Source organism: Rhizobium sp. BR 315 (genome assembly GCF_050577975.1).
Taxonomy (GTDB): domain Bacteria; phylum Pseudomonadota; class Alphaproteobacteria; order Rhizobiales; family Rhizobiaceae; genus Rhizobium; species Rhizobium miluonense.
In genome coordinates, this window is record NZ_JARWKZ010000042.1 from 1 (window position 1) to 23673 (window position 23673).

Consider the following 23673-nt stretch of genomic DNA (forward strand, 5'->3'; position numbering starts at 1 on the left):
CCTGAATCCGAGCTGCGCAACATCAAGCCCATCGACAAAGGCATCGATCACCCGCACCGCAGCATCTGCCGCAACGTAATCCTCGATCCGGGCTGGCAACAGCGACGTCTGACCCCGATCAGTCCCTGAAATGTATCCCATGAAAATGGCCGCATCGTTTCCAATGCGGCCACCTTAATTGATTTGCCGGACTTCTCACACAGGCTGCTCAGGGCCCGTTTTCTGTTTCCGCCGCTATGTCGAGTGCCTGAGCGGGCATTGCCGCTCAAGCCTCCATGGAGTAGCCCGCGCCGCGAACGGTGCGGATGACATCCTGCATGCTGGAAAAATTAAGCGCCTTGCGCAGGCGTCCGACATGAACGTCGACGGTTCGTTCGTCAACGTAGATATCATGCCCCCATACGCCGTCCAGCAGCTGTGAACGCGAGAAGACGCGACCCGGCGAGGACATCAGGAATTCCAGCAGGCGGAATTCCGTCGGCCCCAGCCGCACTTCGCGGCTCTTGCGATGGACGCGATGGGTCTCGCGATCCAGTTCGATATCGCCGCAGCGCAGCACCGTGGAGAGGACCTCCGGGCGGGCACGCCGCAGCATCGCCTTGACGCGGGCCATCAGCTCCGGCGTCGAGAACGGCTTGACGACATAATCGTCCGCGCCGGTGGAAAGGCCGCGCACGCGCTCGCTTTCCTCGCCGCGGGCCGTCAGCATGATGATCGGCAGGCGCTCCGTTTCCGGCCGCATACGCAGCCGGCGGCAGAGCTCGATGCCGGACACGCCGGGGAGCATCCAGTCGAGGATCAAAAGATCGGGGATGCGCTCCTGGAGACGCAGCTCGGCTTCATCGCCTCTGAGGATCGTGTCGACCTCGAAGCCTTCCGCTTCGAGATTGTAGCGCAGCAGAACGCTCAGCGCTTCCTCGTCTTCTACAACAGCAACTCTCGGAACCATGCGCCTGTGGTCTCCTTTCTTAGCTTCCAGATTATTCCGTCACCGCACCGACGGTGTTCGCAGTATCGTCCTTCGGACGCTCGCCTTCCGGCTGAGCGCCGGTCGCCATGTAATAGATCGTCTCGGCAATGTTGGTGGCATGGTCGCCGATGCGCTCGATGTTCTTGGCGCAGAAGAGAAGATGCGTGCAGGTGGTGATGTTGCGCGGATCTTCCATCATGTAGGTCAGCATCTCGCGGAAGAGCGAGGTGTACATGGCGTCGATTTCCTCGTCGCGCTCGCGGATCGACACGGCCTTGTCGGGCGAACGGGTCGCGTAGACATCGAGAACCTCCTTGAGCTGGCTCAGCGCCAGTTCGGAGAGATGTTCGATGCCGCGGGCAAGCTTCCGCGGAACGCCTGTGCCCTGCACGGCGATGACGCGCTTGGCGGTGTTCTTGCCGAGGTCGCCGACACGCTCCAGATCGGAGGCGATGCGGATCGAACCCATGATCTCGCGCAAATCGGCCGCCATCGGCTGACGACGGGCGATGGTGACGATCGCCTTGTCGCCGACTTCGCGCTCGGCATGATCGAGGATGACGTCGTCGGAAATGACCTTCTGCGCAAGAGCAGTGTCGCTTTGGACCAGCGCGCGCACGCTGTCGCTGACCATCTGCTCGGCCAGACCGCCCATTTCCGCAATGCGGCGGGTCAGGAACTTCAGGTCTTCGTCATAGGCAGAGAGAATGTGAGTGGAGACCATTTTTCTATCCTCAAGGTGAATTGTGTGAAAGGAACCGCGCGCGCGGCATCATCAACCAAATCGGCCCATGATGTAATCCTGCGTGCGGAAGTCGTCGGGATTGGTGAACATCTTATCGGTGTCGTTCTCCTCAACCAGATGGCCGAGATGGAACATTGCGGTGCGCTGCGAGACACGGGCGGCCTGCTGCATGGAATGCGTCACGATGACGATGGTGAAGTTTTCCCGCAGCTCATGGATCAGATCCTCGACCTTTGCGGTTGCGATCGGATCGAGCGCCGAGCAGGGCTCATCCATCAGAATGACCTCCGGGCTGACGGCAACGGCACGGGCGATGCACAGGCGCTGCTGCTGCCCGCCGGACAGGCTGGTGCCAGCATCGTGCAGCCGGTCCTTCACCTCGCCCCACAGACCGGCCTTCTGGAGGCTGGTCTCGACAATATGCTCGAGATCGGCCTTCGAACGATGCAGGCCGTGGATGCGCGGGCCGTAGGCGACGTTTTCGTAAATCGACTTCGGAAACGGATTGGGCTTCTGGAAGACCATGCCGACACGCGCACGCAGCTCCACCACGTCGATACTGTTGTCATAGACATCCTGATCGTCGAGCGTGATCTTGCCGGTAACGCGGCAGGTCTCGATCGTATCGTTCATGCGGTTGAGGCAACGCAGGAAGGTGGACTTGCCGCAGCCGGACGGGCCGATCAGCGCCGTAACCGTATTGGCGCGGATATTCAGATTGACGTCGAAAAGCGCGCGCTTTTCGCCATAGAAGACCGAAACGTCCTGGCCGATCATCTTGTAGGGGATCGTCATCATCTTCTTGGCCAATGCTCTTTCACTTCCAGCTTCCGTCATCATGTTCATCTTAGCCCCTCCCTTACCAGCGCCGCTCGAATCGGCGGCGCAGCAGGATCGCGCCGATATTCATCGCGACGAGGAAGAAGAGCAGGACGATGATGGCCCCTGAGGTTCTTTCGACGAAAGCCCGCTCGGCTTCGCTCGCCCACATGTAGATCTGAACCGGCAGCGCCGTCGAAGGATCGAGCGGTGATGTCGGATAGTTGGCGACGAAGGCGACCATGCCGATCAGAAGCAGCGGCGCGGTCTCGCCGAGCGCATGTGCCAGCCCAAGGATCGTGCCCGTCAGGATGCCGGGCATGGCAAGCGGCAGCACATGGTGGAAGACCATCTGCATGCGCGATGCACCGAGGCCGAGTGCTGCGCTGCGGATCGAGGGCGGCACGGCCCGCAGCGCGGAACGCGTGGCGATGATGATCATCGGCAGCGTCATCAGGCTGAGCACCAGCCCGCCCACCAGCGAGGCAGAGCGCGGCAACCCCATGGTGTTGATGAAGACCGAAAGCCCGAGCAGGCCGTAAACGATCGAGGGCACGGCGGCGAGGTTGTTGATGTTGACTTCGATCAGATCCGTCAGCCGGTTCTTCGGTGCGAACTCCTCGAGATAAATCGAGGCGGCGACACCGACCGGCAAGGCAAGTACGAGCACGGTCAGCATCAGATAGAGCGAGCCGATGAGCGCGACGCCGAGACCTGCGGCCTCCGGCCGGCTCGAATTGCCCGACAGGAAGAGGCCGCTGTTGAAACTCTTATACAGAGCGCCGCTTTCGCTCAGCTGCTTCATCCACGCGACTTGGCGATCGGATACCTTACGGTCCTTCTCCTCAACAGTCAGATCGATCTGCCCCTTGCTGGCGGAGTCGATGTTGGCGCTGGCGAGGAAGGTGACATTCTGGGTCGTGCCTATGATCGCAGGGTTTGCCACCACCTTGTCGCGAAGCACGATCCTGGCGCTGTCCGACACCATCGAGGTCGCTTCGCGGACGAGCGCGCGATTGGCAGGGTCGATGCCCAGCACCTTCACCAGCGTGTCGCGCACGAGGATGGGATAATTGGCTGATATCAGCACCTTGGAATCGCCGGCGCGCTTGCCCGCGGGGTCGATAAGCTTCTCGCTGAATTCGATCGGCAGGGTGATCGAGGTCTGCACGAAGGCGGTATAGCCGTTGCGGACGACCGTCGAGACCAGAATGACGAGGAAGACCAGGCCGAAAATCACGGCGGTCATGCCATAGGCGCGAAAGCGTCGCTCGGCGGCATAGCGCCGCTTGATGCCAATATCACGTCGCGCCGGAGCGCCTGGCGTGAGCCCGCGCGGGATGTTCTGTGACGGGGAGGATACGATGTCGCTCATTCGTATTGCTCCCTGTAGCGGCGGACGACGTAGAGGGCATAGACGTTCAGGCAGAGCGTCAGGCAGAACAGCGTGATGCCGAGCGCAAAGGCGACCAGGGTCTGAGGCGAGGTGAATTCCAGATCGCCGGTCAGCTGGTTGACGATCTTTACCGTTACCGTCGTCATCGGCTCGAAGGGATCGAACTGCATGCGTGCCGCGACGCCGGCCGCCAAGACGACGATCATCGTTTCTCCGACTGCCCGCGAGGCAGTCATCAGCAGCGCGCCGACGATGCCCGGGAGTGCCGCCGGCAGGAGGACGCGCTTGACGGTTTCCGAGCGGGTGGCGCCGAGGCCGAGCGAGCCGTCCCGCAGCGAGCGTGGCACCGCCATGATGATATCGTCCGACAGCGAAGAAACGTAAGGGATGAGCATCACGCCCATAACGAAGCCGGCGGTCAGAACGCTCTGCGCTTCAATGAAGCTCGTGTAGCTTCCTGTCATCAGGCCATTGATCTCGGCCGAGATGTCCCTGAGGAAAGGTCCGACCGTGACGAGGGCGAAGAAGCCGTAGACAATCGTCGGAATGCCGGCCAGCACCTCAAGCATCGGCTTGGCGATGGATCGCACGCGGGCCGAGGCGTATTCCGCCATGTAGATGGCGGCGAACAATCCGATGGGCACGGCAAAGAACATCGCGACTAGGCCGATATAGATCGTTCCCGCCAGCAAGGGGATCAATCCGAAGGTCCCAGATGTCTGCGAGCCGGCGCCGGTAAAGCGCGGATCCCAGACCGTGCCGAAGAAGAATTCGTTGGCGGGCACCATGCTGAAGAAGCGCGCCGCTTCCGACAGCATCGAGATAACGATCCCGACCGTGGTCAGCACGGCGATGGAGGACGCAACGATCAAAGCCCCGAGAATGACCTGTTCGACGCGATTGCGGGCGCGAAAACGCAGCGCGATGGCCCGCAGGCCGTAAACAGCGCAGAGCAGCGACAACAGGATCGCCGATATGGTCATGACGATCCGGCTGATCTCGCGCATGCTGTTATACTTGTCGGCGGCATCGATCATGTAGCCGGTCGGGCGAATTGCGAGCGGCACGCCCTTCTGCGCCAGCAGCAATTGAAGATCAGCCGTGCCGCCGGCGACTTCAGCTAGCTCCTGACCATTGAGAAGGCGCATGCCACGGGCGATGCTACGCACCATGCCGTAGCTGAGGTTGAGCTCGGCCAGCGGAAGCGCTTTCACTTCCTCCGGAAAGGACTTGACCACCAGGCGGTCGATCACCTCCGGGCTGACGATCGACCAGACGCAGACAAGCGCCAGGGCCGGAAGCACGGCCCATATGGCGGCATAGGCGCCGTGATAGCCGAGCCGGGAATGCATCGACGAAGACCTGCCGCCCGACAGCGCAGCAGCCCTCACCCGCCCAAGCACGAAGGCAAAGGCGCCGATGACCGACACGCATAACAGCAGTAGCGACACACTCATTCCAATTCCCCGGCCCATTCCTCGGCCAACGTCGGCGCGATCGAATGCCGCACCGACGCATAGTCCTTACGCACTCACATGATCTTTCCGTCCGCAAAATCCTTGCGGATCTGGTCGCGCTCAGCATCCGGCGCCGGCACGAGGCCATATTCCGCCAACGGGCTATCCGGCCCGATCATCTGATCGCTGATGAAGAAATCGACATATTCCTTAAGTCCAGGAATGACGCCCATATGCGCCTTCTTGACGTAGAAGAACAGCGGCCGCGATACCGGATAGGTGCCGTCGGCGATCGTCTGGCCCGACGGTACGATGCCGCTCACGGTGGCGACCTTCAGCTTGTCGGCGTTGTTCTGGTAGAAATACAGGCCGAAAACGCCGATGCCGTGCTTGTTGGCATTGATGCGCGCCAGCGTCTCGGGATAGTCGCCGTCGATGTCGACAGCCAGGCCGTCCTTGCGCACGGCAATGCACTTCTTCGCCTGCTGGTCGGCATCCTTGACCGTGGCCTTGATGACGTCGAGCGCGCCGGACGCCTTGCAGCCGGCGGCAAGCACCCGCTCTTCGAAGACCTCGCGCGTGCCGTGCTTCTCGCCGGGAATATAGGCTGATATTTCAAAAGCCGGCAGCGACGGGTTGATCTCAGACCATTTCTTGTAGGGATTGGCAACCAGCTTGCCGTCAACGACGACCTCGGCGGCGAGCGCCTTGTAGAGATCGGCGGGCACGAACTTGATGTCCGGATTGCTCTTGTCGAAGGCAAAGACGATGCCGTCATAGCCGATCTTGACCTGCTGGATGTCGGCAACACCGGCCGCCTTGCATGCGCCGATTTCGCTGTCCTTGATCGGACGCGACGCATTGGCGATATCGATGGAATCGGTGCCGACGCCCTTGCAGAATTCCTTGAGGCCGGCACCGGAGCCGCCGGATTCGACGATGGGCGTCTTGAAGTTGGTGTGGGTCTCGCCGAAATTTTCGGCAACGATCTTGGCATAGGGGAATACGGTGGAAGAACCGGAAATCTGAATCTGGTCGCGGGCGACGGCGGCGCCTGCGAAAGCAGCCGATGCGACCAGCGCGAGAATAGACAATTTCAACGCGTTCATGATGAATCCTCCCTGACGGGCTTAAGGAGCACGACGGCGGACAGCACATCCGCCAGTTTCAGCGCTTCTTTCTTACCGGCCAAAGCACCGTCCTTTTATGTCAGGCGAGTGAAACAATTATGACAGGCCATCTATTTGAAATTGATGCGATAAATCTCGCATAAAACAGCCGGTTCACAGAGGTTTTCAGAAGCGTACGGTAAAGTCCGTCCCCTTGCCGACTTCCGACTTGACGATCAACCTGGCGCGGTGGCGGGTAAGGATATGCTTGACGATGGCAAGCCCGAGGCCAGTGCCCTTCTTGGAACGGCTGTCCTCAACGTTAACGCGATAAAAGCGCTCTGTCAGGCGTGGCACATGCTCTGCCGGTATCCCCGGTCCCTTGTCGGAAATGACGACCGCGACCGCCTGGTCCGGCTCGTTCAGCAACGAAACCTCGACCGATTTTCCTTCCTGACCATACTTGCAGGCGTTCTCGATCAGATTTTCGAAAACCTGCACCAGCTCGTCGCGGTCGCCCAGCACCTCCGCCTTGCCGGCCGGGACATGCAGGTTGATCGTCACATCGAGATCGCCGGCAAGCGGCAGCAGCGAGTCCCGCACATGGCCAAGCAGCGGCACCAGATCGACCTTCTGATCCGGAGCGATATGCGACTTCGACTCCAGTCGGGACAGCGACAGCAGATCGTCGACCAGACGGCTCATCCGCGTCGTCTGATCGAACATGATGCCAAGGAAGCGCTGCTGCGCCTTCGGGTCAGACTTGGCAGGCCCCTGGATGGTTTCGATGAAGCCGCGCAGGGAGGCCAGTGGCGTGCGCAGCTCATGGCTGGCATTGGCGACGAAGTCGGAGCGCATGCGATCGATATGGCGCAGTTCCGATATGTCACGGAACGACAGCAGGAAGAAGGTTCCCGCCTCCACCTCGGCTTGCTGCAGATCGATCGGCGCGATGCGCACGATATAGACGCGCTCGGACGGCAGCCGCTCGGAGTGCTCGATCTGGTTCGGGCTATTGGTCGCCATGGTCTCGCGGACCATGTCGAGCAGGCCCGGAGAGCGCAGCTTGGAAGAGATGTGCGCGCCGATCGGAAAGGCGCCGAAGGCCTTTTCAGCCGCGGCATTCTGCATCAGCACCGAGGCCTCGCGGTCGATGATCAGCACCGGTATGTCGAGTGCCGAAAGGCCCGCGAAAGCGGTCCGCAGCAAAGCTTCCGGATCAACAGACGCGGGCGCGGTCTGCGATGACACGACGACCCGCTCCACCAGCGGAGGCCGGATCAGCGCAACGATGAACGTGATGGCCCAGATCCAGAACACGATGCCGGTGTGGATGCCTTCTATGAGCGCAAGCGCGGCGATCAGCGTCGCCAAAATCAGGATGGCGCTCTCCTGTCGTAGCCGCCCCGCCAACTTCCTGACAAATGACCACTCGTCTTCCAACTGCGCCCGTCCCTTCGCCTGCCATCATGGAATGCTGGATCCCGCCTCTTATCTGCGATTCATGACAGAAGTATTCGGCTGTATCCACAGAAGGCGATAACTGACAACAATAAATGTAGCCGGCAAAAGAGGAAGATCGCAAAGGGGTTGAAACCATTGGATAAAAGGGCCAATTTGCCTGCGGAGCTTTTTGCCGCGATCCCGCGGCAGGATTAGCAAAGCGTAAACAACCGAGGAGCCGGGATATATGGGAGAGGAAGCGAAAAGCCGCACGGTGGAATTGGATATCGGCGGTACCAAGCGCATATTCGATGTCGACGATCCCGTACTGCCAAGCTGGATCGACGATGAGGCGCTGACTTCCGGCAACTATCCCTACAAGAAGAAGCTCAAGGACGAAGAGTATCTCGACGAGCTGAAGACGCTGCAGATCGAGCTCATCAAGGTGCAGTTCTGGCTGCAGGCGACCGGCAGGCGGGTGATGGCCCTGTTCGAAGGGCGCGATGCCGCCGGCAAGGGCGGCTCGATCGCCGCGACATCGGCCCACATGAACCCTCGCCTGGCGCGCGTCGTGGCGCTGACCAAGCCGACGGATCGCGAGGCCGGTCAATGGTACTTCCAGCGTTATGTCGCAGAGTTCCCGACCGCCGGCGAATTCGTGCTGTTCGACCGCTCATGGTACAACCGCGCCGGTGTCGAGCCGATCATGGGCTTCTGCACACCGAAACAGTACGAGCAATTCCTGAAACAGGCGCCGCAGATGGAAAAGCTCATCGTCCACGACGGTATACACTTCTTCAAATTCTATCTCGATATCGGCCGGGAGATGCAGCTGAAGCGTTTCCACGACCGGTGCCACGATCCGCGCGCCGTCTGGAAGCTTTCCTCCATGGATATCGCCGCGCTTCCGAAATGGAAGGAATACAGCGAAAAGCGCGATCGCATGCTGAAGGATACGCATACCGATCACGCGCCGTGGACCGTCGTGCGCGCCAACGACAAGCGGCGCGCGCGCCTGAACCTTATCCGTCACATCCTGCTGACGCTCGATTATGACGGCAAGGACAAGAAAGCGATTGGCGAGATCGACGACAAGATCCTCGGCACCGGATCGTCCGTTCTCAAATAGCTGATGGCTCTCAAGCAACTGACGGCTGGCGCGCAGCCCGGACTTATTGTCCGGGCAAAACACGGATAGCGTAGACGTTGATGCCGCGCGCCTTGCCATCGACATCGCTGTTGATGATCAGTCGACCAGAGCTCGTCGGCGCCATCGCGCGATCATAGCGAACCTGAAATAGCGCATCCGTTTTCTGGCGGCTGACCGTGAAGCGATGACGCCCGCAGCGGCCGAGCGAACCGAAATCGCATTCCACCGTGATCTGCGTCGGTGCATCAGACGTGGACTGCAAGGTGAGCGCGATCGTCGAAGGTTTGCCAGCCATCTGCTGCAGCACGCTGGTCGGCACCTCGACAGTGGCGTTGCCGTCGGAACCGCTGCTGAGAGAGGTAATCCGCACGGCCGCCCCCTCGTTCTCCGAAACATTTTCAGCCTTCGCCTGCGCCGAGGAGCCAACCTTCGATGCTTCCGTGGGCTTCAGGACTTCGATCCACTCTGCGGAGAAGCTGTTCTGCGGGTCTATGGTCGCGAGCCCAGGATTGACCGGGCCGCTGTTGTCGTCATACTCGGCGTTGTCGTCTTCGCTATTGTTGCCGCTGAAATCCTGCGAATCGACATGCGCCGGCGGATTGCGGACGCTCGTATCCCGCTGGGCCGCCGACATGAAGACACCCGAGGTCTTGATCCACCAGCCGCCAACACCGAGAAAGGCCAGCAGGATGCAGAACACCAGCAGCCGCGAGAAGAACTTGCGCGGCTTGCGGCGAACCGCGGCGCGCTCCGGCTTGAAATTCATCGGCCGCGCGGCTGTCGGCGCTTCCGCGGTCGCCCGCACCTCGCTGTCGACGCCGAGATGATCGGCGGGGCCGGCTCGCATATCCCCGAAATCGGACTGCGGCCCTGCAGCCTCGACCGACTCGCTTTCGACCGGAACAGGGTCGCGGGCGACAGGCGGCGCGGTCTCACGGGTTTCGCCGCGCACGCTCATGACCGGCTCCGTCCGCAGCACAGGCCGTCCGGCCTCTGGGCGCGTTGCGGCGGGGGAAACATGCGGGGCGCCGAGATCCGGCGAGATAGGTATTTCTTGCGCGGGGCGCGCGCGCTGCTCGGCCTCGATCTCCCTTATCGTCGCTTCCAGCCGCTGACGCTGGGAGGAAATGACGTTGACATCGGTAATGTCCTGCTTGCGGAGACCGGCTTCCAATGCCTGTCGTGCTGATTGATAGATACGAGCCCGGATTTCCGGATTGGCGCGATCGGACCGATCCAACGCGCTTCTGATAGCCGTTTCTAATCCGCTCACATCAGGTCCTTTACTCTTACTCGCAACATACGCGCATACTCTGCTGGCAAGACGGCCTTGGTCTTTAGCATTCGTTAACCGGATTCGGTAGCGCCCCGCTTGTCAATACGCAAGCCTTCGACAAGGACGGCGAGCACTCCGGCGGGGATAAATGCCAAAGGCGACGCTTTTGCGATAGCTCAAGGGCTGTCCGACTTGCGCCGGATACTCCTTGAAATCGCCTTGGAAAGCTGCCCGGCAGCTCGCCACTTCCCCTGGCAACGGACATCTGCTATCCATTTTGACGTTTTCGTAAACGTCAAAATGGATGATGTTCATGGCCCTTCCCTCCATCCTGACCGAGCGCCTGCGCCTGCCGATCGTCGCTTCGCCGCTCTTCATCATCTCCCATCCGGCGCTGACGCTGGCGCAATGCAAGGCAGGCGTGGTCGGCTCCTTCCCGGCCCTGAACGCGCGCCCGGAAAGCCAGCTCGACGAATGGCTTGGCATGATCACCGAGGACCTCGCCGCATATGATGCCGCAAATCCGGATCGCCCGGCGGCCCCATTTGCGGTCAATCAGATCGTCCATACGTCAAACAAGCGCCTGGAGCATGATCTGATGCTCTGCGTGAAATACAAGGTGCCGATCGTCATTTCCTCACTCGGTGCCGTGCCCGAGGTGAATGCGGCCGTACATTCCTATGGCGGCATAGTGCTGCACGATATTATCAACAATCGCCATGCCAATTCGGCGATCCGCAAGGGCGCGGATGGGCTGATCGCCGTAGCGGCAGGCGCCGGCGGCCATGCCGGCCGTTTCTCGCCCTTCGCGCTGGTCCAGGAAATCCGCGAATGGTTCGACGGGCCGCTGCTGCTGGCAGGCGCGATCGCCACCGGCGGTGCCGTATTGGCTGCTCAGGCCGCGGGCGCTGATCTCGCCTATATCGGCTCGCCCTTCATCGCGACGGAGGAGGCCCGCGCCATTGATGGCTACAAGCAGGCGATCGTCGAGGGAAGCGCCGCCGATATCGTTTATTCCAACTATTTCACCGGCGTGCACGGCAATTATCTGAAATCCTCCATCCTCGCGGCCGGCCTCGATCCCGACAATCTGCCCGAAGCCGACCCCTCCAAGATGGACTTCGAAGCCGCCACGACCGGCGTCAAGGCCTGGAAGGATATATGGGGCTCCGGCCAGGGCATCGGCGCCGTAAAGGCCATCCAGCCCGTCGCCAAGCTTATCGACAGGCTCGAGGCGGAATACCATCAGGCGCGGGCGCGGCTCGCCCTTTGAGCATGCGGGAAGCGGGCTTGTTTTTCACAAGCCCATTCGCTTTTTTGCCAAATGGCAATTTGAGCGCTTGAAATCTGGTCGCATAGACTGTATCAGCGCCATGCAAATCGCGGGGCCGAACCGAATGCCCCTTGAATGCCGCTTTAGCTCAGTCGGTAGAGCACATCATTCGTAATGATGGGGTCACGTGTTCGAGTCACGTAAGCGGCACCACTTTTATTTGCAAGGCAATTGAAAAGAAAACGAATTAGCCTCCCCAAATGGTTCCTATCCACCTTTGTTAATTCGGTGCAGGCCGAAAAATGATTCCCGTCGTTTTCTAAAATTCGCGCTCGGATTATCACACCGCCATGTTGGCGACTGGAGCTCGAGCCTCGACGATGCCCCTTTCGACAATCGAGAGCCGGGTTCGAATAAAACAAGAGAGTTTTACCCGGTTGACGTTGGCCTTTTGGCCCAACGACGCGACCGCCCCAAAATCATCACTTTTGGTTCAGCTGACGTTCAGGCGGCACGGGATCTAATGCAATTTAAGGGGCTGGATGGAGCGCGAAATGAATCGAATCCTGATCACATCAACGCTGCTCGCCGGGTGCTTTCTCGGCGGTACAGCGAATGCCATGCCGGCGCTTGAGGCCGGTGTCGTGGCAACCGAGCAGAAGCCTGTCCTCGTCGACTATGCCTGCGGTCCCGGCTGGCACCTGACGCAATGGGGCCATTGTCGCCGGAACTATTGGCAACCGGCGCCCAGGTATGTCTATCCCCGCGGCTACAATGGCTGGTACGGCCCTCCCGGCTGGCGCGACCGCGGCCCTCCGCCCGGCTGGCGGCATCGTCATCATCATGAAAACGACGACGATCAGGGCGACGACGACTGACGGAGGCTTTCGGCGGCGGCCCGTCTTTTTGACATTCGTTCCTCTCAGCGTCGCCGAGAAACGGTCTTGTGACCGGAGCCCAAAGAAATAGCCAAGCAGCCTTACGCGCCTTTGCCACGAAATGGCATTGCATCAACAACGAACTCGACTGCGTTTCAGGTTGCTTGGCTTGCCGCCCGACAATTGACGTTTCTCAGTCCCCCGGATGAGGTGCATTCAGAGCCGCTTCAGGGAAAACGAGAAATGCCCGTGGGATTCCATGGTGAGGTATTCGAATTGCCAGTGGAAATCCTTGCAGAATTTCGTGCAGGCCTCGACGACGCCGTAGGGGACGGCATCGACCACGTTGCCACTGCAGAAATCATGGCCGGCGATGCGCCCCTGCGGCCTTACCTTGCTGTTGCTGATCACCAGCTCTTCCCAGGTCGTCTCGAAACTATGGTTGGTATCGATATAGACCCAGTCGAAAAAGCTGTTGGGAAATTCCGCCAGCCTGACGGTTGAATAGCCCTGCACGATCCGCAGGCGATCATTTTCCAATGCGCCTCGGTATTTCATCCTTATCTGCTGCAGGCCGTCCTGATAACGGGGCGTGTCCCAGGCGTCGATCAGGTAAAGTTCGCGTGGCGCATTCTTTTCGAGGATCTCGCCGGTGAAATCGCCGAAAGCTGCACCGATCTCCGCGCCGACGCCACCCTGTGGCAAACGACAGAGAAGCTCGCCGCGATCCGGCAGCAAACGGGCATTTTCCGTGTGCTGCAGGCTGAGCTGCGTGTGCGGCATCGCGCTCTTGTACTGAAATCTCCAGTCGCGGGTATTCATGTGCGGCGGATACCTTCGATGTTGAGCGGCCGAGCCGCGCCGATGACCCGCTTTGGAAGCGGTGGATGAGTAAATTCTTGGCATCCATGGCTTGCCTCAGGCATTCGAGCCGATATGCATTCGCCACGCTTCATGCGCTTGCTTGGCCATCGACGACTTCATCTGTGATGCCCGTTTAGATATCGCCATTCTGTGATAGTGATCGACACCTGCCGCGGATTCGGCGGATTCGGCTATTTTTCATCCCAATTACTTATGGTTCCAAGGATATCGTCATGATCCACGTTCTCGCCATTCTTACCGCGCTGCCCGGCAAGCGGGTCGAAATGCTCGAAGCTTTTCAGGCCAATGTTCCCGCCGTTCACGCCGAAGACGGCTGCATCGAATACACTGCTGTCGTGGATGTCGAAGGAGCCGATCCGGCGTTTGGACCCGACACATTCGTCGTGGTCGAGAAGTGGGCAAGCATGGACGCGTTCAAGGCTCATGCGGCTTCGGCGCATATGGCAGCCTATGGCGAGAAGGTGAAGCATCTGATGGCCGGCCGCGCCGTTCACGTGCTGAACCCGGCATAAGCCTGTCACCGCCCGGCAGGCCAGGCGGGAACATCCTCAGAGAGCGGCGCCATCGGGCGCCGTTTTGCTATCGGCATGGTCGTCAGTTGTGCGAGAAATGCGGCTCGCCATGATACCGCCAGTATCCGTGGCCGCCGTGCCATCCGCCATGATAGTATCCACGATCACCGTCCCAGCCATGATGGTGATGGCGATATCCGCCGAAGCCGCCAAACCAGCCGAACGAGTAAAATGGCTGGTAGCCGCCATAATAGGGCTCGTCGTAGCCATAATAGGGCCGGTAGTAATTGGGATAAGGGCTGTAATAGGGACGATAGTAGTAGCGATGATAATAGTAGTGCCGATAGACCATCATGTGGTGATAGTGGTGATGCCAATGATGGTAGTGACGACGCGCTTCGGCATGGGTTGCAGGCAGCGCGAGCATGCCTAGCGCGATGAGCGCTGTTGCCAGAATTTTCATTTCCAGCCTCCTTGAATGCCGGACGCAAACGCGACTCGGATCATTCGTGTCGCCCGGACCATAAGATAAACGCAATTGCACCCTCGAAAGTTCCGCTAACCGCTGCACCGCAAGCGTTTTCGCGGCTTGCCCATATCGCCCGCCACGCCAGGAAACACCGTTAGATCAGCAAGTGCGCCTCGGCCGAGGCTTGCGACCATTAATTCATCACGCGGGACGGCATGTGTTTTCGCGGAGCGTCCATCTCTCCCACCAATTCGCGAACCGCCTGCTGGATCAGCCGACAAGCTTCGACCGAGGCTTTGCGACCATTATGGGCGAGATGGTAGGACAATGGCAGGACCTCATCCGGATCGACGATCCTCACCTTGTCGGCGATCGGCAAGGCGCTGACGCGGCCGAGAAACGAGACGTAGCCATGATTGGCCACCAGGTCGACGATGACAGGCAGGGAATCCGCCGAGGTGATGTCGCGGCCGCGAAACCGGCGCCGATCATGGCTATCATAGCCGAAGGCAGTCGCCGCGTTGCCGATGCCTGTGCGCGGGCTCGGCACGCAGAGCGGATGATTTTCCACCAGCGCGGCGAGCGTCTGCTCCGTGCTGTCAGGTGGCGCGATCGCCACCATGTCGGTCGCCACCAGCTCCATATGCTCGAAAGCGTCGAGGCCGAACACGGAATCGACGATGGCAACGTCGATACGACCGGAGCGGAGCGCCTCGCGCAGATCATCGGCAGTCATCAGCATCAGCGACAGCATGTTGCGGTTGCCGCCGATGTTCCATCGCGACACGAGGCTTGCAAGCGAGCGGGCGACCCAGCTTTCAGCGCCCGTCGGAATGATAGAGCCGATGCGCACGGCGCGGGCGGTGCGTTGAAAGCGCTCGTCCGCTGCCGCCCTCATCTCGTCCCATGCCTGTGCGATGCTGGCCAGAATGGCGTGAACCTCCTGCCCGGCCTCGGTCAGTACGGAACCTTGCGCCTGCCGAGCGAACAGGCGGAAGCCGAACAGCTCCTCCAGATTGGCGATCTGCAAGGAGAGCTGCGGCTGTCCCAACCGCAGGCGACGGGCGGCACGATTGATACTGCCTTGATCGGCCACTTCGAGGAAGCGCTCGATGGTGGCGATCTTCAGCGACAGGCGTGCCGCCCATTGAGCATAATCATCGGCCGCGGGCGGATCCTTCATCAGGGTCGAAAGCTCGCGAATGCCGGCGAGAACGGGCTGCAGCCCCTTCTGGACCTTCGAGCTGGCGAGCAGCGTCGCCAGCTCTCCGGATGCGCGCTCGACGAGCTTCATCGCCAGTTCCGTTTCCAGGCGGCGCAGCGCGCTGGAGACCGTCGAAGCCGAAAAGGAGAGCCTGCGAGCAGTCTCCCTTACCGAGCCGATGGAGAACACCATGTCCGCTATGAACAACGCCCCGAGATACAAGCCCTTTTTCCCTTCCAAGCCAAGCATGCGCCGCCTTTCCGTCACGGCGGCACCAATTGATATCCCGACGATATGATGTGTTCTTGAAAAAAGATATCCCTAAGCGGAAGAGCGATGGCTATCGTTTCCTTGTCGCCTTACCGATCCAGCCGCAAAATGAGATCGGAACAGCGCCAAACGGGTCAGGGGAACAAAAACAAACGCACTTGCCCCCGAAAAAAGAAATCCAATTTCGCGCGAATGTCGAGTACGCTCGGCATAATCGCGCGACTGCAACGGGAATCCGGAGCATCATCGACTTTTCCGCGATGAGCGCCACGTGCCCGAAACAGCCACGAATTCGCCAGTGGGCCGCCGGCCCGCTCGAAGCCTGCTTGTCCGAACTGCGGCCTTGAGGCGCATGGGCAAGCAGAACAAAGGTTTAACGGGGTACAAAGGGAAAACATCATGCTCAAGAAGCTTGCACTTGCCGCCACGCTGACGGCTTTCCTCGCTAGCGGCGCCAGCGCCGCCGATGTCATCGTCTCCTCCAAGATCGATACCGAAGGCACGCTGCTCGGCAACATCATCCTCGCCGCACTCAATGCCAACGGTATCAAGGCTCAGGATCGCATCGCGCTCGGCACGACGCCGGTCGTGCGCAAGGCGATCACATCAGGCGAAATCGACATCTATGCCGAATATACCGGCAACGCCGGCTTCTTCTTCAACAAAGCCGACGATGCGGCCTGGAAGAACCTGCAGCAGGGCTACGATCTGGCCAAGAAGCTGGATTACGACGCCAACAAGATCGTCTGGCTGACGCCCTCGCCGGCCAACAACACCTGGGCGGTCGCCGTGCGCAACGATGTCGCCGGCCCGGCCAAGCTGAAGACCATGTCCGATTTCGGCAAGTGGGTTGCCGGCGGCGGTTCCATCAAGCTCGCGGCTTCTTCCGAATTCGTCAATTCTCCGGCAGCCCTGCCGGCCTTCGAGACCACCTATAGCTTCAAGCTGAAGCCGGATCAGGAAGTCGTGCTTTCGGGCGGCGATACGGCAGCGACGATCAAGGCTGCGGCCGACCAGACCAATGGCGTCAACACCGCTATGGTTTACGGCACGGACGGCGCCATCGAAGCCGCCGAACTGACCGTTCTTGAAGACGACAAGAGCGTGCAGCCGGTCTATGCGCCGACACCGATCATCCGCGAAACCGTTTTGAAGGCCAATCCGAAGATCGAACAGGTTCTGGCTCCGATCTTCAAGGGCCTGACTGCCGACGTGCTGCGCAAGCTCAACGGCCGCATCCAGGTCGATGGTGAGCCGGCTAAGGCCGTCGCCGAATCCTACCTCAAGGACAAGGGCTTCCTGAAGTAAGGCTATGCCGCTGCTCTTGCGGCTCCATTTTGATAGACTGGAGCCGCGGGGGCTTTCCTATGGGCATGATCTTGTCCGAACCCGCCTCAAATTTTGAGCTCATGCGCTGACGGAGCTTGCCTTATGGAAGATACGCTAGCGGTCCGCAGAGTGGACCGCCTCGGAGTGGTATTGGTGGCAGGCGGCGCATTCGCGATAGCCTGGATGCCGTTCATCATCGTCAAGGCGAATCGCATCGCGGCGGGAAAGCCGCAATTGCTGACGCAGCTTCTTGGCCAGCCGGCGGCGCTTACCCTGCTCATCCTTCTTGCGGCAACCGCCCTTGCCGCACTTTTCCTGCACAATCAGATTATCCGCCTTGGCGTCGCGACGCTTGCGATCGCCATGCTCATCGTCACGCTCGGGCTGGTTTCGACGGCAGCGACGCCGGAGGGCAGCACCGTGGCGCGCATTACACCCGGTGGTTCCTTCTGGGTGTTGCTGGCTGTGGTCGGGCTGATGATTTCGGACGCGCTGGTGAAGCTGCAGCTGACGCCCTGGCTGCGCGTGGCAGCGCTGGCCGCTTATGGCGCCTTGCTCGCGATGGTCCTGCGCTCCGGCCTACTCAACAATCTCTCGATCATGAAGGAATACGCCAACAATGCCGACAAGTTCTGGCATGAGGCGCTCGGTCATGTTTTCCTTTCCCTCGGTTCCGTCGCTATCGCAATCGTGCTTGCTCTGCCGCTCGGCATCTTCTGTTACTGGCAGCCGCGCATCCGCGCCGTGGTGCTGCGGGCGCTGAGCCTGGTGCAGACCATTCCGAGCCTGGCGCTGTTCGGCATCCTCATGCTGCCGCTCGGCTATATCGCCGCCAACGTGCCCTTTGCCGCCGCGATCGGCATCAAGGGTATCGGCGTGGCGCCGGCCCTGCTGGCGCTGGTGATCTATTCGCTGCTGCCGATCGTCGCCAACACCGTCGTCGGTCTTGCCGGCGTCGATCCCTCCGTGCGCGATTCCGCCGCCGGCATGGGCCTGACGCGCCGGCAGATCCTGACCGGCATCGACCTGCCGCTCGCCTTTCCAGTCATCCTCACCGGCATCCGCATCGTGCTGGTGCAGGCAATCGGCCTCGTCACAGTAGCGGCGCTCATCGGCGGCGGCGGCTTTGGCATTTTCATCTTCCAGGGCATCGGCCAGACCGCCAATGACCTTGTGCTGCTCGGCGCCGTGCCGACGGTCTTTCTAGCCTTCTCATCGGCCGTCATCCTCGATGCGGTCATCGACAGCATCCGGGGACAACGCGCATGACCAACATGATCGAGCTCAAGGGCGTCACCAAGCGCTATGGCAGCGCAACCGTGGTCGACAAAGTCACCATGAGCATGGAAAAGGGCACGATCACCGTCATCGTCGGCACCTCCGGCTCCGGCAAGTCGACACTGATGCGGATGATCAACCGGCTGGTGCCGATCACCGAAGGGCACATCACCGTTGGCGGCCAGGATATTATGAGCGTGCCGGCGACCGAGCTTCGCCGTCGCATCGGCTATGCCATCCAGGGGCACGGCCTGTTCCCGCATCGCACGGTCGCGCAGAATATCGCCACCGTGCCCGAACTGCTCGGCTGGGAGAAGGGGCGCATCGATCGCCGCGTCGAGGAGCTCCTCGATCTCTTCCGTCTCGATCCCGGCACCTTTGCCGCCAAATATCCGAGCCAGCTCTCCGGCGGCCAGCAGCAGCGTGTCGGCGTGGCGCGCGCCCTTGCGGCAGAGCCAGAAGTGCTGCTGATGGATGAGCCATTCGGTGCTCTCGATCCCGTTATCCGCGGCAAGGCGCAGGACGATCTGCTTGCCATCCAGAAAAAATTCGGCACCACCATCATTCTCGTCACCCACGACATGGACGAGGCCTTCCATCTCGGCGACAGGATCGCCGTCATGAGCGGCGGCAAGCTTTTACAATGCTCCGAGCCTGAGAAGATCCTGACCGAGCCGGCCGATCCGTTCGTGCAGCAGCTGACTGGTACGTCGGACCGCGCATTGAAGCTGATGTCGCTGCTGCCGCTCAAGGAGAGCATGCAACCGCCGCGGTTCGGCCTCAGCTACAGCCTGCCGCAGACGCTCAATTTGCGCGATGCCTTGGCTGAATTGATCTGGCAGGGCGCGGACGAGGCGACCGTCGAGGACGAACGCAAGATGCCGGTGGGCTCGATTTCGATCCAGCATCTGATCGAGCTGGGCCGCAAAGCATGAAACTCCTCGCCGCCAATCTCTTTCGCCTTCTGGCGCTGACGCTGCTGCTGGTGATGCTGTTCCGTCCGGAATGGCTGACGCCCGTCCTGGCACCCCTGACCAAATTCGGAGCGTCACCGATCTATGCGCAAAACAGCCTGCCGAGCTTGGCGCTCAGCCATCTCGAACTGATCCTCATCTCGATTGCGGCAAGCGGGATCCTCGCCGTTCTCGGCGGCATCTTCGTCACGCGGCCGGCTGGTGCCGATTTCCTGCCGCTGTCGCGGGCGATTGCCAATGCCGGGCAAACCTTCCCGCCGGTTGCCGTGCTGGCGCTTGCCATCTCGACCACCGGCTTCGGGGCAGTACCGACGCTGATCGCACTCTTTCTTTACGCATTGCTGCCGATCTTCGAAAACACGGTGGCCGGCCTGCAGCAAGTCCCAGCCTCGGTGCTCGATGCCGCCAACGGCATGGGCATGAACGGCTGGCAACGGCTGTTCCGCGTCGAGCTGCCGCTCGCCCTGCCCCTGATCATCGAAGGTCTGAAGATCGCGACTGTCATCAATATCGGCACGGCAACGATCGGCTCCACCGTCGCGGCCAAGGGCCTCGGCGAGGTCATTATCGCGGGGCTAATCAACGACAATACTGCCTTCATCCTGCAGGGCGGTCTGATCGTCGGCCTGATGGCGGTGCTGATCTATGACGGCATGGAGATGATCGAGCGGTCCGTAACAAGCAAGATCGGCCTCCAATCCCATTGAGATCGGAGGTCATCACTCGCTCTTACAGCCGGTGATCGGCAAATAGCTCCGTCAATCGCCTTCGCCGGAAAGCAGAGAGGCGCCCGGCAAATACAGCGAGATCGGCCTGATTTCATAAACGGCGGTGGGATTGACGCGGCGCAATTCGCGGGCCGCCTCGACCGCTCCCTCGATAGTCGGAAAATCGACGACGTAGAAGCCAAGCAATTGTTCCTTCGTCTCGGCAAATGGGCCGTCGATGACCAGTCCCGCGCCTTTTCCGCGCACGGTCACGGCGTTTTGCGTCGACCCCAGGCGCGCAGCCGGCCCCAGCGATTTCTGCGCGACCATGCGGTCGTTGATCTCCAGCAGGTCGGTCATGAGCGCGGCGTCTTCCTCCTCGCTCCACGACTCGACGATGTCTTCTTCATGATAGGCCAGAATAGCGTAGTACATGGCGTCTCCCCATTGAGCCGTATGCCTGAGCGCTGGGGAGTAAAGCAGACGGATAGGAATCCAGAAACCCCGGATCTATAGGTAAATGCGCGCAAGACAATTTTCCGCGCCTTGCCTTCAGCGGGCACCGATGGCATTGGCTTCGGATTAGAGACTGAGACGACCGATGGAGAGGCGCCCATGGCCAAGATGATTCACTCGATGATCCGCGTGCTCGACGAAGCACGCTCGGTCGATTTCTACAACAAGGCTTTCGGGCTGGAGATTGCCGACCGTATCGCCTTCGAGACCTTCACGCTGATCTATCTCAGCAATGCCGAGACCGGGTTCGAACTGGAATTGACGGTCAACCAGGGCCGTACCGAGCCCTATGCGCTCGGCAATGCCTATGGCCACCTCGCCGTCTCCGTCGCAGAGCTGAAGGACGAGCATGCGCGCATGACGACGCTCGGGCTCAATCCCGGCAAGATCGTAGAACTCAATCGCGATGGGAAGGTCTTTGCCCTGTTCTTCTTCGTCACCGACCCCGACGGCTATAAGATCGAGGTCGTGCAAAGACATGGGCGATTTCAATAGGTCACACAAACCAAAGCCCCGCGCCAGCGGGGCTTAACGTACCGGCTCCGTCAGCGCGCTCACATCCAATAGGGTGGCACGCCAAAATAATCATGGCTCTTGTGGCCATGATGCTTGTTGTCGTGTTCATCCTTGATGGCGAAGCGGCGCGCTTTTTCAATGTCGTTCTTGGTCATGCTGACACGATAGCCGTCGATGCGGGCATCGTAGCGCAGCTTCTCCCAAGGCAAGCGGTAGTGATCCTGACCGATGCCGAAAAAGCCGCCGAAGCTCAGAATGACGAAAGCGATCCGACCATCGCTTTTTTCAAGCATCAGGCGCTCAATATGACCAATTTGCTTGCCGTCCGATCCGAACACTTTGGATCCTTCGACACGGTCGCAAGCGACCAGCATCGACATGTCCTTGACATAGAGGTCACGGCCAGGGACTTCGACACTCTCTTTATGCATGTGCGCACCTCCTTTTGGATACGCTTTACATAAACTTGGAGCGTCCGATCTGCTCTTCCAGGCACACGATGCTCCGAATGGGTATTCGCCCATGGCGCATTAACGCTCCGTTGCAGCAAAAGTTCCAGCATTTTTTTCAAAACTGTAAAAAAACGTGAGTGCGCAGGAATTATTGACGCTTACGTTAAGGTTAGTATAGCTTTGGATACGCTCGAATGATTTAGTTGAGAGCGAGGGCTGCGACACCGTGAAAAGCGGGAGACTTTTCGGTCGCGCAGTGACACTCTGCATAACCGCCACTGCAATTGGCGGGGCGTGGTGATGATGCGTAAAGGAGGAAGTGCGCATGAATTCAATCTCCGCTCCTTCGGATAGACCGCAGGTCAAAAAGATCTGGCTTGCGTCCTATCCGGATATCGTACCGGCCGAGTTGCCGCCGCTGGAGCATGCATCACTCGTCGAACTGCTGGAGGAAAGCTGCAGGCGCTATGCCGATCGCTCCGCCTTCACCAGCATGGGCAAATCAATCACCTATCGCGATCTCGACACGCAAACGCGCAAGATCGCCGCCTGGTTGCAGAGCCTCGGCCTCAAAAAGGGCGATCGTGTCGCCGTAATGATGCCGAACGTGCTGCAAAATCCCGTCACCACCTATGGCATCCTTCGCGCCGGCCTCGTCGTCGTGAACGTCAATCCGCTCTACACGCCGCGCGAACTCGAGTACCAGCTGCGCGATTGCGGCGCCAAGGCGATCTTCGTCCTGGAAAACTTCGCTCATACCGTGGAGCAGGTGCTGGCGCATACGGATGTGCGCCATGTGGTCGTCACCTCTCTCGGCGACATGCTCGGACTCAAGGGCCATATCGTCAACTTCATCGTCCGCAAGGTGAAAAAGCTGGTGCCGGCCTGGTCCATCCCCGGCCATCGCAACTTCAAGGCCGTGATTGCCGAGGGCGCACGCCTGCCGCTCAAGCCATCCGAGCTCGGCGGCAGCGATATCGCTTTCCTGCAATATACCGGCGGCACGACCGGCGTTGCCAAGGGCGCGATCCTCACCCATGCGAATCTGCTGGCAAACCAGCAGCAATTGCTGCTCTGGCTGCAATCCGCCTACATCAGCAAGCCGCGCCCCGAACAGCTGACCTTCGTCTGCGCGCTGCCGCTTTACCACATCTTCGCGCTGACGGTGAATTCGTTGATGGGCATGTCGCTCGGCGGCCATAACGTGCTGATCGCCAACCCTCGCGACATACCGGCCTTCATCAAGGAGCTGGGCAAATACAAGTTCGACATGTTCCCCGGCCTGAACACGCTGTTCAATGCGCTGATGAACAATCCCGAATTCACCAAGCTCGACCTTTCCAACACGGCGACGCTTGCCGGCGGCATGGCGGTGCAGCGGCCGGTTGCCGAACGCTGGCAGAAGATGACGGGGGCCTGGATTACAGAAGGCTATGGGCTTTCCGAGACTTCACCCGTTGCCAGCGCCAACCGCTTCGATAGTTCCGAGTTCTCCGGCACGATCGGCTTGCCGATCACGGGCACTGAATTCGACATTCGCGACGAGAACGGCAAATCGCTGCCGCTCGGCGAAGTCGGCGAGATCTGCATCCGCGGGCCGCAGGTCATGGCTGGCTATTGGAAGCAGCCGGCCGAAACCGCGCGCGTGATGACATCGGACGGCTTCTTCCGCAGCGGCGACATGGGCTTCATGGACGAACGCGGCTATACCAAGATCGTCGACCGCAAGAAGGATATGATCCTGGTATCGGGCTTCAACGTCTATCCCAACGAGATCGAGGAAGTCGCCGCCATGCATCCGGGCGTTCTGGAGGCGGCGGCGATCGGCGTGCCGGATCCGCATTCCGGCGAGGCGGTGAAACTCTTCGTCGTCAAGAAGGACCCGGCCCTGACCGAGGCCGACCTAAAGGCCCATTGCGCTGAAAACCTGACGAACTACAAGCGCCCGCGTTTCATCGAATTCCGCTCCGAACTGCCGAAATCGAATGTCGGCAAGATCCTGCGTAAGGAGTTGCGCGGCTGACATAATTCCGTGTCATTCAGAA

The 23673-nt window shown here is 60.3% G+C and carries 24 protein-coding genes and 1 tRNA gene; 12 read left to right on the forward strand and 13 right to left on the reverse strand.

Annotated features, from left to right (window positions below; all coding sequences use genetic code 11):
• Nucleotides 1-265: 265 nt before the first annotated feature.
• From phoB to phoR, 7 genes are all read right to left on the reverse strand, one after another.
• The gene (gene phoB, locus QD409_RS27230; RefSeq protein WP_092843014.1) at nt 266-949 is read right to left on the reverse strand and encodes a phosphate regulon transcriptional regulator PhoB; all 684 of its coding nucleotides are present in this window, start codon (nt 947-949) and stop codon (nt 266-268) included.
• A 31-nt stretch (nt 950-980) separates the two neighbouring features.
• Nucleotides 981-1694, reverse strand: a complete 714-nt coding sequence (gene phoU, locus QD409_RS27235) for a phosphate signaling complex protein PhoU (protein WP_092843016.1) — start codon at nt 1692-1694, stop codon at nt 981-983.
• 51 nt (nt 1695-1745) lie between these two features.
• On the reverse strand, nt 1746-2561 hold the full coding sequence (gene pstB, locus QD409_RS27240) for a phosphate ABC transporter ATP-binding protein PstB (protein WP_092843018.1): 816 nt from the start codon (nt 2559-2561) through the stop codon (nt 1746-1748).
• Nucleotides 2562-2574: 13 nt separating this feature from the next.
• Nucleotides 2575-3909, reverse strand: a complete 1335-nt coding sequence (gene pstA / locus QD409_RS27245; RefSeq protein WP_430764137.1) for a phosphate ABC transporter permease PstA — start codon at nt 3907-3909, stop codon at nt 2575-2577.
• Nucleotides 3906-5387 carry a phosphate ABC transporter permease subunit PstC gene (pstC, locus tag QD409_RS27250; protein WP_430764138.1) on the reverse strand — a complete coding sequence of 494 codons (1482 nt, stop codon included), beginning with the start codon at nt 5385-5387 and terminating at the stop codon, nt 3906-3908. Before pstC ends, pstA begins: the two co-directional genes overlap by 4 nt.
• Before the next feature lie 74 nt (nt 5388-5461).
• A complete protein-coding gene (locus QD409_RS27255; protein ID WP_430764139.1) occupies nt 5462-6496 on the reverse strand; it encodes a substrate-binding domain-containing protein in 1035 nt (344 codons plus the stop codon).
• 186 nt (nt 6497-6682) lie between these two features.
• Nucleotides 6683-7939 (reverse strand): phosphate regulon sensor histidine kinase PhoR, encoded by a 1257-nt coding sequence (gene phoR / locus QD409_RS27260; RefSeq protein ID WP_208858592.1) that lies wholly within the window; start codon nt 7937-7939, stop codon nt 6683-6685.
• A 247-nt stretch (nt 7940-8186) separates the two neighbouring features.
• Here phoR and ppk2 point away from each other — a divergent pair, with 247 nt between their 5' ends.
• Nucleotides 8187-9068 carry a polyphosphate kinase 2 gene (ppk2, locus tag QD409_RS27265; RefSeq protein WP_092843028.1) on the forward strand — a complete coding sequence of 294 codons (882 nt, stop codon included), beginning with the start codon at nt 8187-8189 and terminating at the stop codon, nt 9066-9068.
• A gap of 43 nt (nt 9069-9111) precedes the next feature.
• Here the strand turns inward: ppk2 and QD409_RS27270 are convergent, their stop codons facing one another.
• Entirely contained in the window at nt 9112-10362 is a 1251-nt protein-coding gene (locus QD409_RS27270) for a hypothetical protein (protein ID WP_430764140.1), read from the reverse strand.
• 316 nt (nt 10363-10678) lie between these two features.
• Here QD409_RS27270 and QD409_RS27275 point away from each other — a divergent pair, with 316 nt between their 5' ends.
• The 3 genes from QD409_RS27275 (at nt 10679) to QD409_RS27285 (ending at nt 12516) form a co-directional block, all read left to right on the forward strand.
• Nucleotides 10679-11638 (forward strand): NAD(P)H-dependent flavin oxidoreductase, encoded by a 960-nt coding sequence (locus QD409_RS27275; RefSeq protein ID WP_430764141.1) that lies wholly within the window; start codon nt 10679-10681, stop codon nt 11636-11638.
• Nucleotides 11639-11775: 137 nt separating this feature from the next.
• Nucleotides 11776-11851 (forward strand) — tRNA-Thr (locus QD409_RS27280).
• A 341-nt stretch (nt 11852-12192) separates the two neighbouring features.
• A complete protein-coding gene (locus QD409_RS27285; protein WP_430764142.1) occupies nt 12193-12516 on the forward strand; it encodes a GCG_CRPN prefix-to-repeats domain-containing protein in 324 nt (107 codons plus the stop codon).
• A gap of 216 nt (nt 12517-12732) precedes the next feature.
• Here the strand turns inward: QD409_RS27285 and QD409_RS27290 are convergent, their stop codons facing one another.
• Nucleotides 12733-13338: a class I SAM-dependent methyltransferase gene (locus QD409_RS27290; protein WP_430764143.1), complete on the reverse strand. Its 606-nt coding sequence runs from the start codon at nt 13336-13338 to the stop codon at nt 12733-12735.
• A 275-nt stretch (nt 13339-13613) separates the two neighbouring features.
• Here QD409_RS27290 and QD409_RS27295 point away from each other — a divergent pair, with 275 nt between their 5' ends.
• Entirely contained in the window at nt 13614-13913 is a 300-nt protein-coding gene (locus QD409_RS27295) for a putative quinol monooxygenase (RefSeq protein WP_430764144.1), read from the forward strand.
• 82 nt (nt 13914-13995) lie between these two features.
• Here the strand turns inward: QD409_RS27295 and QD409_RS27300 are convergent, their stop codons facing one another.
• Nucleotides 13996-14376, reverse strand: coding sequence for a hypothetical protein (locus tag QD409_RS27300; protein ID WP_430764145.1), 381 nt, complete (start codon nt 14374-14376; stop codon nt 13996-13998).
• 199 nt (nt 14377-14575) lie between these two features.
• Nucleotides 14576-15808, reverse strand: a complete 1233-nt coding sequence (locus QD409_RS27305; protein ID WP_430764153.1) for a LysR family transcriptional regulator — start codon at nt 15806-15808, stop codon at nt 14576-14578.
• Nucleotides 15809-15891: 83 nt separating this feature from the next.
• On the opposite strand from QD409_RS27305, the gene QD409_RS27310 reads away from it, so the two are divergent.
• From QD409_RS27310 to QD409_RS27330, 5 genes are all read left to right on the forward strand, one after another.
• Nucleotides 15892-16203, forward strand: coding sequence for a hypothetical protein (locus QD409_RS27310; protein WP_139115010.1), 312 nt, complete (start codon nt 15892-15894; stop codon nt 16201-16203).
• 52 nt (nt 16204-16255) lie between these two features.
• Complete coding sequence (osmF, locus tag QD409_RS27315; RefSeq protein ID WP_092843042.1) at nt 16256-17164, forward strand: glycine betaine ABC transporter substrate-binding protein OsmF; 909 nt, start codon at nt 16256-16258, stop codon at nt 17162-17164.
• A 123-nt stretch (nt 17165-17287) separates the two neighbouring features.
• Nucleotides 17288-18454: an ABC transporter permease gene (locus QD409_RS27320; protein WP_092843044.1), complete on the forward strand. Its 1167-nt coding sequence runs from the start codon at nt 17288-17290 to the stop codon at nt 18452-18454.
• A 5-nt stretch (nt 18455-18459) separates the two neighbouring features.
• A complete protein-coding gene (locus tag QD409_RS27325) occupies nt 18460-19398 on the forward strand; it encodes an ABC transporter ATP-binding protein (RefSeq protein WP_245297900.1) in 939 nt (312 codons plus the stop codon).
• Nucleotides 19395-20144 (forward strand): ABC transporter permease, encoded by a 750-nt coding sequence (locus QD409_RS27330; RefSeq protein ID WP_092843048.1) that lies wholly within the window; start codon nt 19395-19397, stop codon nt 20142-20144. Before QD409_RS27325 ends, QD409_RS27330 begins: the two co-directional genes overlap by 4 nt.
• A gap of 51 nt (nt 20145-20195) precedes the next feature.
• Here QD409_RS27330 and QD409_RS27335 read toward each other — a convergent pair whose 3' ends face one another.
• On the reverse strand, nt 20196-20579 hold the full coding sequence (locus QD409_RS27335) for a YciI family protein (protein WP_092843050.1): 384 nt from the start codon (nt 20577-20579) through the stop codon (nt 20196-20198).
• A 180-nt stretch (nt 20580-20759) separates the two neighbouring features.
• On the opposite strand from QD409_RS27335, the gene QD409_RS27340 reads away from it, so the two are divergent.
• A complete protein-coding gene (locus QD409_RS27340; protein WP_430764146.1) occupies nt 20760-21155 on the forward strand; it encodes a VOC family protein in 396 nt (131 codons plus the stop codon).
• Nucleotides 21156-21214: 59 nt separating this feature from the next.
• On the opposite strand, the gene QD409_RS27345 is transcribed toward QD409_RS27340, so the two are convergent.
• Nucleotides 21215-21607: a PRC-barrel domain-containing protein gene (locus tag QD409_RS27345; RefSeq protein WP_092843053.1), complete on the reverse strand. Its 393-nt coding sequence runs from the start codon at nt 21605-21607 to the stop codon at nt 21215-21217.
• A 346-nt stretch (nt 21608-21953) separates the two neighbouring features.
• On the opposite strand from QD409_RS27345, the gene QD409_RS27350 reads away from it, so the two are divergent.
• Complete coding sequence (locus tag QD409_RS27350; RefSeq protein ID WP_092843055.1) at nt 21954-23651, forward strand: long-chain fatty acid--CoA ligase; 1698 nt, start codon at nt 21954-21956, stop codon at nt 23649-23651.
• Nucleotides 23652-23673 lie beyond the last annotated feature (22 nt).

Coding starts and splice junctions, on each gene's coding strand:
- QD409_RS27295 (WP_430764144.1), top strand. CDS start 13,614: ATGATCCACGTTCTCGCCATTCTTACCGCGCTGCCCGGCAAGCGGGTC.
- QD409_RS27350 (WP_092843055.1), top strand. CDS start 21,954: ATGAATTCAATCTCCGCTCCTTCGGATAGACCGCAGGTCAAAAAGATC.
- pstA (WP_430764137.1), bottom strand. CDS start 3,909: ATGAGCGACATCGTATCCTCCCCGTCACAGAACATCCCGCGCGGGCTC.
- QD409_RS27275 (WP_430764141.1), top strand. CDS start 10,679: ATGGCCCTTCCCTCCATCCTGACCGAGCGCCTGCGCCTGCCGATCGTC.
- QD409_RS27300 (WP_430764145.1), bottom strand. CDS start 14,376: ATGAAAATTCTGGCAACAGCGCTCATCGCGCTAGGCATGCTCGCGCTG.
- pstB (WP_092843018.1), bottom strand. CDS start 2,561: ATGAACATGATGACGGAAGCTGGAAGTGAAAGAGCATTGGCCAAGAAG.
- QD409_RS27325 (WP_245297900.1), top strand. CDS start 18,460: ATGATCGAGCTCAAGGGCGTCACCAAGCGCTATGGCAGCGCAACCGTG.
- QD409_RS27285 (WP_430764142.1), top strand. CDS start 12,193: ATGAATCGAATCCTGATCACATCAACGCTGCTCGCCGGGTGCTTTCTC.
- QD409_RS27290 (WP_430764143.1), bottom strand. CDS start 13,338: ATGAATACCCGCGACTGGAGATTTCAGTACAAGAGCGCGATGCCGCAC.
- osmF (WP_092843042.1), top strand. CDS start 16,256: ATGCTCAAGAAGCTTGCACTTGCCGCCACGCTGACGGCTTTCCTCGCT.
- phoB (WP_092843014.1), bottom strand. CDS start 949: ATGGTTCCGAGAGTTGCTGTTGTAGAAGACGAGGAAGCGCTGAGCGTT.
- QD409_RS27330 (WP_092843048.1), top strand. CDS start 19,395: ATGAAACTCCTCGCCGCCAATCTCTTTCGCCTTCTGGCGCTGACGCTG.
- phoU (WP_092843016.1), bottom strand. CDS start 1,694: ATGGTCTCCACTCACATTCTCTCTGCCTATGACGAAGACCTGAAGTTC.
- QD409_RS27320 (WP_092843044.1), top strand. CDS start 17,288: ATGGAAGATACGCTAGCGGTCCGCAGAGTGGACCGCCTCGGAGTGGTA.
- ppk2 (WP_092843028.1), top strand. CDS start 8,187: ATGGGAGAGGAAGCGAAAAGCCGCACGGTGGAATTGGATATCGGCGGT.
- pstC (WP_430764138.1), bottom strand. CDS start 5,387: ATGAGTGTGTCGCTACTGCTGTTATGCGTGTCGGTCATCGGCGCCTTT.
- QD409_RS27335 (WP_092843050.1), bottom strand. CDS start 20,579: ATGTACTACGCTATTCTGGCCTATCATGAAGAAGACATCGTCGAGTCG.
- QD409_RS27345 (WP_092843053.1), bottom strand. CDS start 21,607: ATGCATAAAGAGAGTGTCGAAGTCCCTGGCCGTGACCTCTATGTCAAG.
- QD409_RS27255 (WP_430764139.1), bottom strand. CDS start 6,496: ATGAACGCGTTGAAATTGTCTATTCTCGCGCTGGTCGCATCGGCTGCT.
- QD409_RS27340 (WP_430764146.1), top strand. CDS start 20,760: ATGGCCAAGATGATTCACTCGATGATCCGCGTGCTCGACGAAGCACGC.